This window comes from Streptomyces sp. NPDC015144 (assembly GCF_043079735.1).
In the GTDB taxonomy this organism is placed as follows: Bacteria; Actinomycetota; Actinomycetes; order Streptomycetales; family Streptomycetaceae; genus Streptomyces.
Genome location: NZ_JBIBUU010000016.1, coordinates 74,078 through 89,140, shown reverse-complemented (window position 1 = coordinate 89,140; position 15,063 = coordinate 74,078). Strand labels below are relative to the sequence as shown.

Below are 15,063 nucleotides of genomic sequence, written 5' to 3'. Positions count from 1 at the left end.
CTCAGTTGGCCGTCGCCTTCTCGGGCTTGGCCTCGCTGGGCCGTACGATCACGAAGCCCTCGCCGTCCAGGCGCAGTTGCACGGCCTCGCCGGAGCCGCCCCGGATCATCGAGCCGAAGCTCTGCGAACGGTGCAGCGAGGTGGTCAGGTTGGCGCTCCAGCCGACCACCGCGTCGGTGTCGACGAAGACCGGCTGCTGGGGGCTGACGGGGATCACGATGGGGTGGCCCTCACACATCAGGCCGAGCTTTCCGTAGCCGGTGAAGACGCTGTTGAAGAGCCCGCCGCCGACCATTCCGGCACCCTTCACCGTCTTGATCTCGTAGGCGAGCGTGGGGTCGAAGCAGAGCACGTTGCGGCCGTTGATCGTGAGAACGTCGCCGTGCTCCATCTCCACGATGAAACAGTTGGCGGCCTCGTGCGCGAACCACGCCTCGCCCTGGCCCCGGACCGCCATCAGCGGCAGCCCCTCGCCGGTGACGGCGCGCTTGAGCAGGCCGCCTATGCCCTGGCTCTTGTGCTCGAACTGGAGATTGCCCCGGAAAGCGATCATCGCGCCCTGGCGGGCGTGCATCTCGCCGTTGACGGCGTACTTGATGGACTTGGCGTTCTGCAGGGTCATCCCCGGGGCCGTCGCCGGCTGTGCCATGTGCTCGGTGGAAAAGAGATCGCTCTTCATGCGGTGCATCCTCACCCGGAGTCTCCGATTCCGCCAAGAGTCTTCTTTCCCGGGGCTGGCAGACTGGTACAGATGAGCAGCGAAGAATCCCCCGCATCCCCGTTCGTGTCCGAGACCACCCCTCGTGACGAGGCGCCGCAGTACGTGCTGCCGCTGGTCGTGCACATCGAGAAGACGGCTCCCCCGGCCCGGACCGACGCGCTGCGGACGGCCGCCCGCGCGGTGCTCGTGATGCTCTCCGACGAGCGCTCGGAGGGCGAGGGCGAGTGGGCGCGGGCGATGCGCGACTGGCAGGACGCCCGGATCCGGAAGGTGGTGCGGCGGGCGCGCGGCGCGGAGTGGCGCAAGGCGTCCACGCTGCCCGGCATCACGGTCACCGGCGAGAGCGCCGAGGTGCGGGTCTTCCCGCCGGTGCCGCTGGACGGCTGGCCGAAGGAGCTGGCCAAGCTCCAGGTGTCGGGCACGGACCTGGACGACCCCGAGCCGCCCGCCGCCCCCGACCTCGGGGGGCCGGTGCTCTGGCTCAACCCGGAGCTGGACATGTCGGCGGGCAAGGCCATGGCGCAGGCCGGGCACGGGGCGCAGCTCGCCTGGTGGGAGCTGTCGGACACGGAGCGCAAGGCGTGGCGCGAGGCGGGCTTCCCGCTCTCGGTGGCCACCGCCGCGCCGGAGCGGTGGCGGGAACTGACGACCGGTGGGCTGCCGGTGGTGCGGGACGCCGGGTTCACCGAGATCGCCCCCGGTTCGTGCACGGTGGTCGCCGACCATCCGGCGCTGCGCCGGGGCTGAGCGGCCGGAAGCCGGTGTGCGTCCCCGGGCGGCGGGCACCTGCCCGCCGCCCGGCCGATCAAACGTGACATCAATCTGATTCCGGGCGCCGCATAGCCTTACCGGTGAACGAATACCCTTTCAGGATCATGGAGGCAGCGGCCCATCCGCGCGGCCGCGCCGTGCCGGATGGGCCCTGATGAGAGGGGTCGTGATGTCCGGGAGACCCAGGGCGCTTCGTTCAAACCGTGCCGTGCCGTCGGGGGACCGGTCCGGTGCCGCGGATCGTACGGCGGACGATGACGCGGCGGGGCGCGAGGCCGGGGCGCAGGGGCCCGGCTCGATCCGGCCGAGCGGTCCCGGCCGTCCGTCGCCGTACCAGGCCCTCGCGGCGGTCCGGGCCTTCGCCACCGGGTCGGGGAGCGGTCCCGCGCCGGGGATGTCGCGTCCGACCGCGCCGGTGCACGCGGCGCGCATCCAGCAGCGCGCCCGGCGTGAAGTGCTGTACTTCGACGCGCCTCCCTACTGGTCCGTGGACAACACGGTCCAGCTCGACCGGTTGTCGGACGGAGTCTCGTACCGCACGGTCTACGGCGAGCAGGCGATCGAGTACCCGGGGGCGATGACCCGCATCGACCAGTGCCTGGCGGCCGGGGAGCAGGCGCGGGTGACGGCGCGGCTCCCGATGAAGATGATGATCATCGACCGGGAGACCGCCTTCACCTGCGCCTTCGGGGAGAACGACCCGGCGGGCAGCCCCGGCGGCCTCGTGATCGTGGACTCCGGGCCGTTGCTCGACGGTCTGGTCGAGCTGTTCGAGCGGGTCTGGGCCGACAGCGCCCCCTTCGACCACGGCACCCCGGAGCCCCGCGCCGAGCACGACGAACTGGACGCCGCGGAGAAGCGGTTGCTGACCCTGCTCCTCGGCGGGCTGACCGACGACGCCATCGCCCGGCACCTGGGCGTCGGCCGCCGCACCGTGCTGCGCCGCGCCCGCGGCCTGATGGACCGGGCCGGGGTCGCGACCCGGATGCAGCTCGGCTGGTACGCGGCCCGCCGGGGCTGGGTGGACGTGTCGTGCGGCACGCCGGACCCCGGGGCGGCGCGGGGATAGCGGCGGGCGCACCGGGTCCAGGACCAGCGCCGGAGGGGCGTCGGCGCGACGGTGCGGCCTCCGTTTCCCGGACGCCCCGGCCTCGACAACTGGCGCACATGCGCCACGCATTGGCCTTCAGCACATGCTCCGACGGGCTATAGCCTCCGGGTGCGCCGCTCGTCCGGGCCCGCTTCCCTCCCGTTCCCCTCCCCTTGCTCCGCCCTGCCCTGCCCGGACTCCGGCGTGCGCTCCTTGCCCGTTCCGTTCCTTTCATCCGAGGAGAAGTACGTGCCGACACCCTCCAGCGGCATACGCACAAGACGGCTGATCGCCGTCACGGCGGTGCTCGCCACCGGCATGCTGATACCCGGGTTCAGTCCCGGGACAGCCGTCGGAGCACCCGCCGGCAGCAACCCCGCGGGCGGTCTTTCACCCAAGGCCGCGCAGCGGGCGAAGCCGTCCCTGGTCACCCTCATCACCGGGGACACCGTTTCCGTCACCAAGTCCGGCGGCCGCACCTCCGTGACCGTCACCCCGGCGCCCGGCAACGCGGCGACGTTCCAGACCGTCACCGACCCCGACGGCGACCTGTACGTGTACCCGACCGAGGCGCTGGCCCCGCTCGCCGCCCGCACCCTGGACCGGCGGCTGTTCAACGTCACCCGGCTGATCAGGGACGGGCACGGGGACGCCAAGGACAAGACGCTGCCCGTGATCGTCTCGTACGACGACAAGCCCTCCCGCACCGAGCTGGGCGCACGTGCGCGGAAGCTCCCCTCCGGCAAGCCGGGCGTCCTGCTGCGCCGGATGGGCATGGCCGCCGTCCACGTCGAGAAGACCGGGGCGGCCTCCTTCTGGAAGGCGGCCCGCCCCGACCGGGCCGCCGGGAAGCAGCGGACCGCCGCCGGTTCCCAGATCGCCAAGATCTGGTACGACGCCCCGGCCAAGGTGACGCTGGACCAGAGCGTTCCGCAGATCCACGCACCCGAGGCCTGGGCCAAGGGGTACGACGGGACCGGCGTGAAGGTCGCGGTCCTGGACACCGGGGTCGACCTCGGCCACCCCGACGTCAAGGACCGGGTCGTCACGTCGAAGAGCTTCGTCGCCGGTGCCTCCACCGTGCAGGACGGCCACGGCCACGGCACCCATGTCGCGTCCACCGTCGCGGGCAGCGGCGCCGCCTCGGGCGGCCGGTACAAGGGGGTGGCTCCCGGGGCCGACCTGCTGATCGGCAAGGTCCTCGGCGACGACGGCTCGGGCCCGGATTCCGGCGTGATGGCGGGCATGGAGTGGGCGGTCGACCAGGGCGCCGACATCATCAGCATGAGCCTGGGCTCCGCCGGTGACGCCGAGGACGACCCGTCCACGGAGGCGGTCAACCGGCTGAGCGCCTCCAGCGACTCCCTGTTCGTGATCGCCGCCGGGAACGACGGCCCGGGAGAGTCGACCCTCGGCAGCCCCGGCGCCGCGGACGCGGCCCTGACCGTCGGCGCCGTCGACAAGTCCGACCGGATGGCGGAGTTCTCCAGCCGGGGCCCGCGCACCTGGGACCACGGCATCAAGCCCGACGTCACCGCGCCCGGCGTCGGCATCGTCGCCGCCCGCGCGGCCGGTACCGCCATGGGCAGTGTCGTCGACGACAACTACACGGCGGCGAACGGTACGTCGATGGCCACCCCGCACGTCGCGGGCGCCGCCGCCATCCTGGCGCAGCGGCACCCGGACTGGCCGGGCGAGCGGCTGAAGGCCACGCTGACCTCGCACACCGACCGGTCCGCCGACGCCACCGTCTTCGAGCAGGGCAGCGGCCGGGTGAACGTCGCCTCCTCCCTCGACGCCCGGCTCGACCTCTCCGGCCCGGTGGACTTCGGAATGACCTGGTACGAGGGCAAGGACGCCACGTACGAGAAGCGCACCCGCACCCTCACCGTCAGCAACCCCTCCGGCGCGGCCCAGACGGTGAAGCTCGCCGCCCGCCTCGCGCAGGGTTCCCCGGCCGACGGCTCGCTGACCTTCGGCCGGGACGAGGTGACTGTTCCGGCGGGCGGCAGCGTCGACGTCCCCGTCGTCCTCGACCCGAACCTCCTCGACGACGGCTCGTACACGGGTGAGGTCACCGCGACCGCCGCGGACGGCGCCACCGCCCACGCCGCCCTCGGCTTCGCCAAGGAGCCGCCGAGCTACGGCATGAACATCGAGCTCAAGGGCCGCGACGGCAAGACCCCCGACCGGGGCCTGGTCGTCGTCATGGGACTCGACAGCGCCTACTACGAGACGTTCCCCGTGAACAAGCTGGCCACCCTCCGGCTGCGCGTCCCCACCGGGCGGTACGCGGTCTTCGGCGGGATCACCACCGGCGACCTCGGCTACCGGGGCGGCTACGCCGACGCCCTGGACCTGTTCAGCCTGCCGGAGGTGACGGTCGCCGACGCACCGGTCACCACGACCGTCGACGCCACCCGGGCCGAGGACTTCCGGCTGGACGTCACCGGGGAGCGGCGGCCCCTCGAAGCCTCCACCTTCGCCTACCAGTTGCGGCGGACCGCCCCCGACGGACGCTCCTCGGGCGTCAGCGTGACCGGCGACGCCTCCCCCACCACCGGGCACTTCGGCGCGATCCCCGCGGCGAAGCCCCGTACGGGCACCCTGTCCTCGACCTTCTACCAGCGTGAACGGCAGCCGCTGTTCACCGCCGAGGCGACCGGCCCCAAGGGCTTCGCGCTGACCCTGCGGTCCCCCAGCAACCTCGCCCGCTTCGACGGCACCAGGAAGCTCCCGCTCGTCGACGTCGGCGGCGGCAGCGCCGAGGAGCTGGCCGGGAAGGACGTCCGCGGCAAGGCCGTGCTCGTGCACAACGACTTCCCCGTTGACGCCGGTCCGCTGGCGGGTGAGCTGGAGGAGGCCGGCGCCGCCGCGGTGCTCGTCGCCCGGGTCACCGACCGCAGCGTCTTCACCGCGATCGGCGACGGGCTGAACATCCCGTTCGCCGGAATCACCCAGCGGGACGGGAAGGAGCTGGCCGCCCGGATCGCGGCGGGCGGGAAGAAGGCCGTCACCGTCACCCTGCACGGCCGGAAGGAGTCGGCCTACGCCTACTCCGGGCAGTGGACCTACGACGGCATCCCCGCCGACCTCCGCGCCACGGCCCGGCGCGGCGACTTCGCCTCCGTCACCAACATCTTCCACGGGTACGGGGAGGAGCAGGCCACCGAGTACCTGCAGGACGTGTGGGGCCCGAAGGAGACGAACACCGTCTCGGTGCGGACGCCGGAGACCGTCTACCGGGGCCAGCGGCGTGAGGACCTCGTCTACGCGAAGGGCGGCCTGACCTACCAGCAGCACGTGGCCGTGCAGCGGTTCGGCTCCCAGATGCACGGACGGGTCGAGACCCCGCGGGCCGGAAGCTCCGTCGTGGAGGACTGGTTCGGTCCCGCCCTCCACGCGGCGCCGCTGGGCAGCTGGCCGTCGTGCAACTTCTGCAGCACCGACGCCGGTCTCGTCCCGCTGCCGGGCAGTGGCGCCGACTCCGACCCCGCGCACTACATGGACTGGGGTCCCACGCCCGCCATGGCCTTCTACCGCAACGGGAAGCCCATCGACGACGACGGTACGTGGACCATCAAGGGCAAGGCCGACTACCGGCTGGACATCGAGCTCCCCTTCGGCGAGACGGACGGAGACCAGTTCGGCACCTCGGGAACCGCCCGCGCCCAGTACTCGTTCACGGCGGACGCCCCGAGCGGTTTCTCCGAGGAGGCGTGCAAGGACTTCGTCGGCCAGGTCACGACGTGCGAGCCCCTGCCCGTCATCACCACGCACTACGGCATGACGGCCGACCTGCTCAACCGGGTCAAGGCGAACTCCGCCTACTCCTTCACCCTGGACGGCTACCGGGCCACGGGCTGGAAGGGCTCGACGAAGGTGGCCGGGGCGAAGGTCTCCGTCAGCTACGACGGCGGCAGGACCTGGAAGGCGGCCACCGTCACGCGCGAGGACGCGGACTCCTTCCGGGTCTCCTACCGGCACCCGAAGCTCGCCGCGACCAACGGGTACGTGACCGTCCGGGCCGAGCTGTGGGACGGAGCGGGCAGCCGCACGGTCGAGACCATCGAGCGGGCATACCGCCTCAAGTAGAACAGGCAGGACAGAAGCGGGCGTCGCACCGGAATCCCTTCCGGTGCGGCGCCCGCCGCCGTCCGGCCAAAAGCCGGAACCTCAGACGAAGCTCTGAACGTCCCTCTGTTCGGATTCGCCACCCCCGTCCGGGGCCATGAGCCCGGTACGAAATGCTGGACGCGCAGGCGGAGCCGGAAGGGGGCGGGCATGAAGCTGGGGATCGGGATCGGCTGGCGGCCGGAGATCGCGGACGCCGTGGAGGCGCTGCCCGGGATCGACTGGGTGGAGGCCGTGGCGGAGAACCTCTGCCCCGGCCATCTGCCGGATTCACTGGTACGGCTCCGGGAGCGCGGGGTCACGGTCGTGCCGCACGGGGTCTCGCTCGGGCTCGGCGGTGCCGAGCGGCCCGACCCGGGGCGCCTCGCCGACCTCGCCGCCCGCGCCGAACTGCTGGGCGCGCCGCTGGTGACCGAGCACATCGCCTTCGTACGGGCCGGGGGGCCGCGTGCCGGGGCGCCGGGGCTGGAGGCGGGCCATCTGCTGCCCGTGCCCCGGACCCGGGACGCGCTGGACGTGCTGTGCGAGAACGTGCGCATCGCGCAGGACGCGCTGCCGGTGCCGCTGGCCCTGGAGAACATCGCGGCGCTGGTCTCCTGGCCCGGCGAGGAGCTGACCGAGGGCCGGTTCCTGGCGGAGCTGGTCGAGCGCACCGGGGTCCGGCTCCTGATCGACGTCGCCAATCTGCACACCAACCACGTCAACCGGGGCGAGGACCCGGCCACCGCGCTCGACGAACTGCCGGTGGAGGCCATCGCGTACGTGCATGTGGCGGGCGGCGTGGAGAAGGACGGCGTCTGGCACGACACGCACGCGCACCCGGTGACCGCGCCGGTTTTGGACGTACTCGCCGAGCTGCGCTGCCGGGTCGACCCGCCGGGCGTCCTGCTGGAGCGCGACGACTCCTTCCCCCCGGCCGGGGAGCTGGCGGGCGAACTGGACCTGATCCGGGCCACCCTGGACCGGGCGGCCGGCCCCCCGCGCCGTGTCCCGGCGGCCCGTACCCCCGCCCGGGCCGTCCCGGTCGAGCCCTCCGGGACGACCGCTCCGGAGACCGCCGGGGAGACCGGGGCCCGGGACCGGCTCGCCGCCGGCCAGCACGGGCTGCTCTCCGCACTGGTCGCCGGCGGCCCCGTCCCGGCGGGCTTCGACCGGGAGCGGCTGGCGGTCCAGAGCCGCGCCCTGGCCGCCAAGCGGGCCGGGGTCGTCGCCAAGGTGGCGCCCGAGCTGCCGGAGATCCTGGGCACCGGCTACCGGAGCGCCTTCCTGGCGTACGCCGCGGCCCGCCCGATGTCCGCCGGATACCGCCGGGACGCGCTGGACTTCGCCGAGTCCCTGCTGCTCGCGGACCTTCCCGCCGACGCCGCGGCCCGGCGGCGGCTGACCCACTGGTGGCAGGACCGGGCGGGTGCCCGTCCGCCCCGTCGTTCCACTCTGCTGCTCCGCGCGGCCCGCGCGGCTCTGACCGGAAGGTGACCGGCGTGAACGCCCTGGCCCTGGCGATACAGATCGCCGTCCTGCTCTCCTCCGTCCTGCTCGTCACCGGGCTGGTCCGCGCCCGACGCGGCGCCGCGCGCCCCGGCGGCCCCGTGCACGACCGCTACGAGGCGGCGTTCCTCGGCGGCGGTCCGGGCAGGGTGGTGGACACCGCGCTCACCGCGATGGCGACGGACGGGCGGCTCACCGTCGGCGGCCCCGGCATCGTCGCCGTCCAGCGCGACGAGTCCCGTGACCTGGTGGAGCGCGCGGTCCTCCAGGAGCTGGCGCAGGCACCCAGCGGGTCGCTGCACGGCCTGCGCACGGCGGTGATGCGGCATCCGGCGGTGCAGGAGATCGGCGACGGGCTCGCGGCCCGGGGACTGCTGGTCGTGCCCGGCACGGGGCGGGGATGGCGGCGCTGGGGCCTCGCCCAGGGGCTGGTCTGCCTGCTGGCCGTCCCGCTGACCGTCGTGCTGACCGCCCAGGACGCCCTGAGCGACGAGCTGGCCCCGGCCGGGGCCCTACCGTTCCCCATCCGGGTGATCCCGGCGCTGCTCGTGGGCGTCGTGGTCGGCTTCGCCTGCGCCTCCCGCGCCCGGGGGCGCGTCACCCGGGCCGGGCAGCGGGCCGCCCGGGAGTACCGCACCGCGCACGCCCTCGTCCCCGACGCGGCCCTCCTGGTCGCCACGCAGGGACCGCGGGCCCTGCCCGACCCGGAGCTGCGGGCCCAGCTGACCACGGCGGCCCGGACGGACCCGCAGGGCCGGGCGCACGCGGCGGCCGTCGCGACCGGCGCCTCCGCGCTGCTGCTCGCCCCCGCCGTGTGGTGCGCCGGTGACTCCGGTTCCGGCGGCGGCTGCGGCAGCTCCGGCGACGGGGGCGGGGACGGCGGCGGGTCCGGCTGCGGTGGCGGTGGCGGGGACGGCGGCGGGGACAGCGGTTCCAGTTGTGGCGGCGGATCGAGCTGCGGCGGCGGCTGCGGCGGAGGCGGCGGGGACTGAGCGGTCGGGCGGTGCCGCGCGTCCGCATCATGGAAAAGGGCTTGGCATCCGCGCCTCCACCCCGTAGAAAGCGCCCATGGTCTGGGTTGTCCTCCTGCTGGTCGCGTGGGGCGCGGCGGTCGTTTCGTGCGTCCGGCTCTGTCTGGTGTCGGCCCGCGCGGGACTGCTGTGGAGCATGTCCGAGGGGGCCGACGACACCGTCCCGGACCTCGGCACCGACCGTGAACTGACCCTGTACGAGACCGCGTTCCTGGCCGGGGGCCCGCACCGGGTCGTCGAGCTGACCCTGGTCGCCATGCATCTGCGGCGCCGGCTGCTGCTCGCCCACACCGGCTGGGCGACCGTCGTCGACCCGGAGGGCCGGGACGAGATGGAGCGGACGGTGATACGGGCGATCGGGCCGCAGGGCCAGTCGCCGATACCGCCCCTGCGGCGCGCGGCGGCGGCCACCGAGGCGGTGCGCGCCCTGGCCGACCGGCTCGTCGCCGCGGGGCTGGCGCTGCCCGGAGGCGCCGGAGGGGAGGTCGCCGCGGCGGTGCGGGCGGTGCGCGGGGCGGCGCTGCTGATCACGGCGATGGGCGCGGTGACGCTGCTGATGCCCGGTCAGGAGCACGGGCCGGGCGGGCCGGTGGTGTCGCTGCTCGTGTGGTTCGGGCTGCCGCTGGCGCTGACGGTGGGGTGCCTGGCCATAGCGCGGATGGAGATCCATCCGTACGACTCGTGGGCCTCACCGGCCGGTTGGCGGCTGCTGGCCGCGAACGGGGCGGCACGGGGCGGGGTCCTGGCGGCGCTCGCGGTGGACGGCGTGCGGGCCGTGGACGATCCGGCGCTGCGGGCCGCGCTCGGCGGCGGGGTGTCCCGGTAGCCGGGACGGGGTGAAAAGACGCCGGTGCGGCGCGCTGTCCGCGCGCCGCACCCGGAGCCGAACCCGGTGTCGCTGGAACGACGGGCGGCGCCGGAGCGCCGGTGCCCGCCTTCTGACCTTCCGGGTTGGGGTGGTCGTGCCCGCTCGCTACGCGAGCCCGGCCACCAGGTCTGCGACCGCCTTCCGGCGGCCGGTGAAGAACGGGACCTCCTCGCGGACGTGCATCCGCGCCTCGGAGCCCCGCAGATGGCGCATCAGGTCGACGATCCGGTGCAGCTCGTCCGCCTCGAAGGCGAGGACCCACTCGTAGTCGCCGAGCGAGAAGGAGGCGACGGTGTTGGCCCGGACGTCCGGGTAGCCGCGGGCCATCTTGCCGTGGTCGGCGAGCATCCGGCGGCGGTCCTCGTCGGGCAGCAGGTACCAGTCGTAGGAGCGGACGAAGGGGTAGACGCTGATGTAGTCGCGCGGCGTCTCGTCGGCGAGGAACGCCGGGATGTGCGACTTGTTGAACTCGGCGGGGCGGTGCAGCGCCATGTTCGACCAGACCGGCTCCAGCGCCCGGCCCAGCTTGGTGCGCCGGAAGAGGTTGTACGCGTCCTGCAGCTCGTCGGCGGTCTCGGCGTGCCACCAGATCATGACGTCGGCGTCGGCGCGCAGGCCGGAGAGGTCGTAGGTGCCGCGGACGGTGACGTCCTTGGCCGCGAGCTGGTCGAACAGCTCCTGGACCTCGTCGGCGTAGCCGGTCCGGTCCTCGGGCAGGACGTCGCGCAGCTTGAAGACGGACCACAGCGTGTAGCGGATGACCTCGTTGAGGTCCTTGGCCTTCTTGCCGGCGTTGGCAATCTTCTCGGTCGCACTCATAGGGCTATTGTCCCGCCTCGCTCCCTGTGCCCTGAACCGGGGTCGGCGTGGCGATGATCTCTTCCGCGGTCCCTTCCGCCAGTTCGGTGACGATCTCGTCGGCGGCGCGGTGGGCGCTGGCGACGCAGGCCGGGATGCCGACCCCGTCGTAGACGGCTCCGCAGACCCGCAGGGCGGGCAGTTTCGCGACCTGTTCGCGGATCCGGGCGACCCGGGCGAGATGGCCCACCGGGTACTGGGGTAGTCCGCCGATCCAGCGGGTGACCTCGGTGTCCACGGGCCTGACGGCCAGTCCGGTGGCCTCGGCGAGGTCGCGCAGCGACACGTCGACGAGTTCGTGGTCCTCGCGGTGGAGGTACTCCTCCTCGCCGTACCGGCCGACGGAGGTGCGCAGGACGAAGAGGTCGGGGGCGGCGTCGGCGACCCAGTTCCACTTGTGGGTGGAGAAGGTGGACGCCTTGATCGTGCGGCCGTCGACCGGGGGGACGAGGAAGCCGGAGCGGCCCGCCAGGGGCTCGGTGGCGGCGACGTCGGAGCGGCGGAAGGCCATGGTGACCAGCGCCATCGAGGCGTACTCGACCCCGGCCAGCTCGGCGGAGGCCGCCGGGGACTCGGCGGCGAGCAGGGTGGAGGCGGACCAGGCGGGGGCGGCGAGGACGACGCCGTCGGCGGCGATCGTGCGGTCCTCGGTGCGGACGGCCCAGCCGTCGGTGCCCCGGGTCAGGCCGAGGACGCGGGTGCGGGTGAGGATCTCCCCGCCGGCCGCGCGGACGGCGTCGGCGACCGCGCCGGGCAGGGTGCCGATGCCGCCCTCGATGCCCTGGAAGACCGGGCCGGTGAGCTGCCGGGCGGCGGCGCGTTCCTGGGCGCGGCGGACGCCGTCGAGCAGCGAGCCGCCCTCCCGGGCCACCTCGAAGAGCTGCGGCACGGCGGCCCGCATCGAGATCCGGTACGCGTCGCCCGCGTACACCCCGCCGAGCAGCGGTTCCACGAGCCGGTCGACGACCTCGCGGCCGAGCCGGTCGGCGACGTACGCGCCGACCGCGACGTCCTCGCCGACCGGGGTGGGGGCGAGGTCGCGCTCCCCGGCGATCCGGGCGAGGCCCTCGGGCGTGAGGAGTCCGGCGAGCGCCGAGGGGTCGCCGGGGACGCCCATCAGATGGCCCTTGGGCATGGGGCGCAGGGCGTCGCGCGTCCAGACCGAGGCGGTGGCCGTGGCGGGCGGCTGGAGGCGGTCGCCGAGCCCGACCTCGCGGGCCAGGCCGACCGCCTCGGGGCGGCGGGCGAGCATCGACTCGGCGCCCAGGTCGACCCGGGCCCCGGCGACCTCACCGGTCATCAGCTTCCCGCCGAGCCGCTCGGCGGCCTCCAGCAGGGTGACCCGCAGTCCGGCTCCCAGGAGGCGGTGGGCGGCGGCGAGACCGGCGATGCCTCCGCCGATGACGACGACGTGTCCGGTGCCCGGGTCCGCGCGGTGTGGTGAACGCTGCATGCCCCCACTCTCTCAAACGCGGCCCGACGCCCGGCCGGGTCCCCCACGTCGTAGCGTGGGCCCGCGGGCACGGCCCGGATCACGGCGGAGGGAGAACCGGACATGGCGGCGGAGCGACTGGTGGTCATCGGCGGCGACGCGGCGGGCATGTCCGCCGCGTCGCAGGCCCGCAGGCTGAAGGGGCCCGGGGAGCTGGAGATCGTCGCCTTCGAGCGGGGCGGCTTCACCTCGTACTCCGCCTGCGGCATCCCGTACTGGGTGGGCGGCGACGTCGCGGGGCCGGACGCGCTGATCGCGCGGACTCCCGAGGAGCACCGGGCCCGCTCCATCGATCTGCGGATGCGCACCGAGGTCACCGGGGTCGATGTCGCCGGGCGGCGGGTGCGGGCGGTGGACCTGGGCAGCGGCGAGGCGTACTGGACGGGGTACGACCGGCTGGTGATCGCGACCGGGGCCCGTCCGGTGCGTCCGGCGCTGCCCGGGATGGACGCGCCGGGGGTGCACGGGGTGCAGACCCTGGACGACGGGCAGGCGCTGCTGGAGACACTGGACCGGGCGCCGGGCGACCGGCGGGCGGTCGTCGTCGGGGCGGGCTACATCGGTGTGGAGATGGCGGAGGCGCTGCTGAAGCACGGTTTCGCGGTGACCGTGCTCAACCGGGGCGAGCAGCCGATGGCGACGCTCGACCCGGACATGGGGCGGCTGGTGCACGAGGCGATGGACGGTCTCGGCATCACCACGGTGAACCGGGCCGGGGTCACCGCGATCCGCACCGGCCCGGACGGGCGGGTCCGCGCGGTCGTGGCGGGCGGGACGGAGTACCCGGCGGACGTGGTGGTGCTCGGCATCGGGGTGGAGCCGGAGACGGAGCTGGCGCGGGCGGCGGGCCTCCCGCTGGGCCCGCACGGCGGGCTGCTGACGGACCTGTCGATGCGGGTCGTCGGCCGGGACGACATCTGGGCGGGCGGCGACTGCGTCGAGGTGCTCGACCTGGTGGCGGGCCGTACCCGGCACATCGCGCTGGGCACCCACGCCAACAAGCACGGCCAGGTCATCGGGTCCAACGTCGCGGGCGGCTACGGGACGTTCCCGGGGGTGGTCGGGACGGCGGTGAGCAAGGTGTGCGACCTGGAGATCGCCCGCACCGGTCTGCGGGAGAAGGACGCCCGCGCGGTGGGGCTGCGGTTCGTGACGGCGACGATCGAGTCGACGGGCCGGGCGGGCTACTACCCGGGGGCGCGGCCGATGACGGTGAAGATGCTCGCGGAGTACCGCACGGGGCGGCTGCTCGGGGTGCAGATCGTGGGCCGGGACGGGGCGGCCAAGCGGGTGGACGTCGCGGCCGTGGCGCTCACGGCGGGGATGACGGTGGAGCAGCTCACCGCCCTGGACCTGGGGTACGCGCCGCCGTTCTCCCCGGTGTGGGACCCGGTGCTGGTGGCGGCCCGCAAGGCGGTGACGGCGGTGCGCCGGGCGGGCACCGCCTGAACGGCGGGGCCCGCGTCCGGCGGCGGGTCAGCGCTCGGTGCTGGTGTGGACGAAGTCGACGAGCCGGGTCAGCGCGTCCGGGTCCATCGACGGCATCACGCCGTGGCCCAGGTTGAAGATGTGGCCCTCCAGACCGGCGGCGGCGTCCAGCACCTCGCGGGTCTTGGCCTCCACGGCCTCGGTCGGCGCGAACAGCACGGCGGGGTCGAGGTTGCCCTGGAGCGCCTTGCCGGGGCCGACCCGGCGCGCGGCCTCGTCCAGCGGGACGCGCCAGTCGACGCCGACCACGTCCGCACCGGCCTCGCCGAGCAGGCCGAGGAGTTCGCCGGTGCCGACGCCGAAGTGGATGCGGGGGACGCCGTAGCCGGCGACCGCGTCGAAGACCTTCGCGGAGGCGGGGAGCACCGAGCGCCGGTAGTCGGCGGGGGACAGCGCGCCCACCCAGGAGTCGAAGAGCTGGACGGCCGAGGCGCCCGCCTCGATCTGCACCTTGAGGAAGGCGCCGGTGATCTCGGCGAGCCGGTCCAGCAGGTCGGCCCAGAGCTCCGGGTCGCCGTACATCAGGGCCTTGGTGTGCTCGTGGTTGCGGGACGGGCCGCCCTCCACGAGGTAGCTGGCCAGGGTGAACGGCGCCCCGGCGAAGCCGATGAGGGGGGTGGCGCCCAGCTCGGCGGTGAGCAGGCCGATGGCCTCGGTGACGTACGAGACGTCCTCGGGCGTCAGGTCGCGCAGCCGGGCCAGGTCGGCGCGGGTGCGGATCGGGTCGGCGATGACCGGGCCGACGCCGGGCTTGATGTCGAGGTCGATCCCGATGGCCTTGAGGGGGACGACGATGTCGCTGAAGTAGATCGCGGCGTCGACCTTGTGGCGGCGGACGGGCTGCATCGTGATCTCGGCGACCAGCTCCGGGATCATGCAGGAGTCGAGCATCGGGATGCCCTCGCGGACCTTCAGGTACTCGGGGAGCGAGCGGCCCGCCTGGCGCATGAACCAGACCGGCGTGTGCGGGACCGGCTCGCGGCGGCACGCCTTCAGGAACGCCGACTCATGGGTGGCGGGGGTCTTCGGCTGCTGGCCCATGGGGCGATCGTTGGCACTCACACCAGGAATCTTCGCACGGCGGCCCCGGCGGCCGGGCACGTGTATGTGTCCCTCCCTGCG

General features: G+C 74.1%; 11 protein-coding genes. 7 read left to right on the top strand and 4 right to left on the bottom strand.

From position 1 onward, the window contains the following. Position 1: 1 nt before the first annotated feature. Positions 2–679, bottom strand: a complete 678-nt coding sequence (locus ACF08W_RS25295) for an AIM24 family protein (RefSeq protein WP_352273060.1) — start codon at positions 677–679, stop codon at positions 2–4. Positions 680–751: 72 nt separating this feature from the next. Between ACF08W_RS25295 and ACF08W_RS25290 the strand changes: the two genes are divergently transcribed. The 6 genes from ACF08W_RS25290 to ACF08W_RS25265 all read left to right on the top strand — a co-directional run bounded on the left by ACF08W_RS25290 (position 752) and on the right by ACF08W_RS25265 (position 10,061). After that, a complete protein-coding gene (locus tag ACF08W_RS25290; RefSeq protein WP_392280626.1) occupies positions 752–1,468 on the top strand; it encodes a peptidyl-tRNA hydrolase in 717 nt (238 codons plus the stop codon). 418 nt (positions 1,469–1,886) lie between these two features. Continuing rightward, on the top strand, positions 1,887–2,561 hold the full coding sequence (locus ACF08W_RS25285) for a hypothetical protein (protein ID WP_392280625.1): 675 nt from the start codon (positions 1,887–1,889) through the stop codon (positions 2,559–2,561). A gap of 270 nt (positions 2,562–2,831) precedes the next feature. Next, on the top strand, positions 2,832–6,677 hold the full coding sequence (locus ACF08W_RS25280; protein ID WP_392280624.1) for a S8 family serine peptidase: 3,846 nt from the start codon (positions 2,832–2,834) through the stop codon (positions 6,675–6,677). 189 nt (positions 6,678–6,866) lie between these two features. Continuing rightward, positions 6,867–8,192 (top strand): DUF692 domain-containing protein, encoded by a 1,326-nt coding sequence (locus ACF08W_RS25275; protein WP_392280623.1) that lies wholly within the window; start codon positions 6,867–6,869, stop codon positions 8,190–8,192. A 5-nt stretch (positions 8,193–8,197) separates the two neighbouring features. Further along, positions 8,198–9,196: a TIGR04222 domain-containing membrane protein gene (locus tag ACF08W_RS25270; protein WP_392280622.1), complete on the top strand. Its 999-nt coding sequence runs from the start codon at positions 8,198–8,200 to the stop codon at positions 9,194–9,196. A 76-nt stretch (positions 9,197–9,272) separates the two neighbouring features. Beyond that, a complete protein-coding gene (locus tag ACF08W_RS25265) occupies positions 9,273–10,061 on the top strand; it encodes a TIGR04222 domain-containing membrane protein (RefSeq protein WP_392280621.1) in 789 nt (262 codons plus the stop codon). Positions 10,062–10,208: 147 nt separating this feature from the next. Here the strand turns inward: ACF08W_RS25265 and hemQ are convergent, their stop codons facing one another. Next, entirely contained in the window at positions 10,209–10,922 is a 714-nt protein-coding gene (gene hemQ / locus ACF08W_RS25260) for a hydrogen peroxide-dependent heme synthase (protein ID WP_392280620.1), read from the bottom strand. A 4-nt stretch (positions 10,923–10,926) separates the two neighbouring features. Further along, complete coding sequence (gene hemG / locus ACF08W_RS25255) at positions 10,927–12,414, bottom strand: protoporphyrinogen oxidase (protein ID WP_385205896.1); 1,488 nt, start codon at positions 12,412–12,414, stop codon at positions 10,927–10,929. Positions 12,415–12,516: 102 nt separating this feature from the next. On the opposite strand from hemG, the gene ACF08W_RS25250 reads away from it, so the two are divergent. Continuing rightward, on the top strand, positions 12,517–13,902 hold the full coding sequence (locus ACF08W_RS25250; protein WP_392280619.1) for an FAD-dependent oxidoreductase: 1,386 nt from the start codon (positions 12,517–12,519) through the stop codon (positions 13,900–13,902). A 27-nt stretch (positions 13,903–13,929) separates the two neighbouring features. Here ACF08W_RS25250 and hemE read toward each other — a convergent pair whose 3' ends face one another. Next, positions 13,930–15,003: a uroporphyrinogen decarboxylase gene (gene hemE, locus ACF08W_RS25245; protein WP_392280618.1), complete on the bottom strand. Its 1,074-nt coding sequence runs from the start codon at positions 15,001–15,003 to the stop codon at positions 13,930–13,932. Positions 15,004–15,063 lie beyond the last annotated feature (60 nt).

Coding starts and splice junctions, on each gene's coding strand:
- ACF08W_RS25295 (WP_352273060.1), bottom strand. CDS start 679: ATGAAGAGCGATCTCTTTTCCACCGAGCACATGGCACAGCCGGCGACG.
- ACF08W_RS25290 (WP_392280626.1), top strand. CDS start 752: ATGAGCAGCGAAGAATCCCCCGCATCCCCGTTCGTGTCCGAGACCACC.
- ACF08W_RS25285 (WP_392280625.1), top strand. CDS start 1,887: ATGTCGCGTCCGACCGCGCCGGTGCACGCGGCGCGCATCCAGCAGCGC.
- ACF08W_RS25275 (WP_392280623.1), top strand. CDS start 6,867: ATGAAGCTGGGGATCGGGATCGGCTGGCGGCCGGAGATCGCGGACGCC.
- ACF08W_RS25265 (WP_392280621.1), top strand. CDS start 9,273: ATGGTCTGGGTTGTCCTCCTGCTGGTCGCGTGGGGCGCGGCGGTCGTT.
- hemQ (WP_392280620.1), bottom strand. CDS start 10,922: ATGAGTGCGACCGAGAAGATTGCCAACGCCGGCAAGAAGGCCAAGGAC.
- hemG (WP_385205896.1), bottom strand. CDS start 12,414: ATGCAGCGTTCACCACACCGCGCGGACCCGGGCACCGGACACGTCGTC.
- ACF08W_RS25250 (WP_392280619.1), top strand. CDS start 12,517: ATGGCGGCGGAGCGACTGGTGGTCATCGGCGGCGACGCGGCGGGCATG.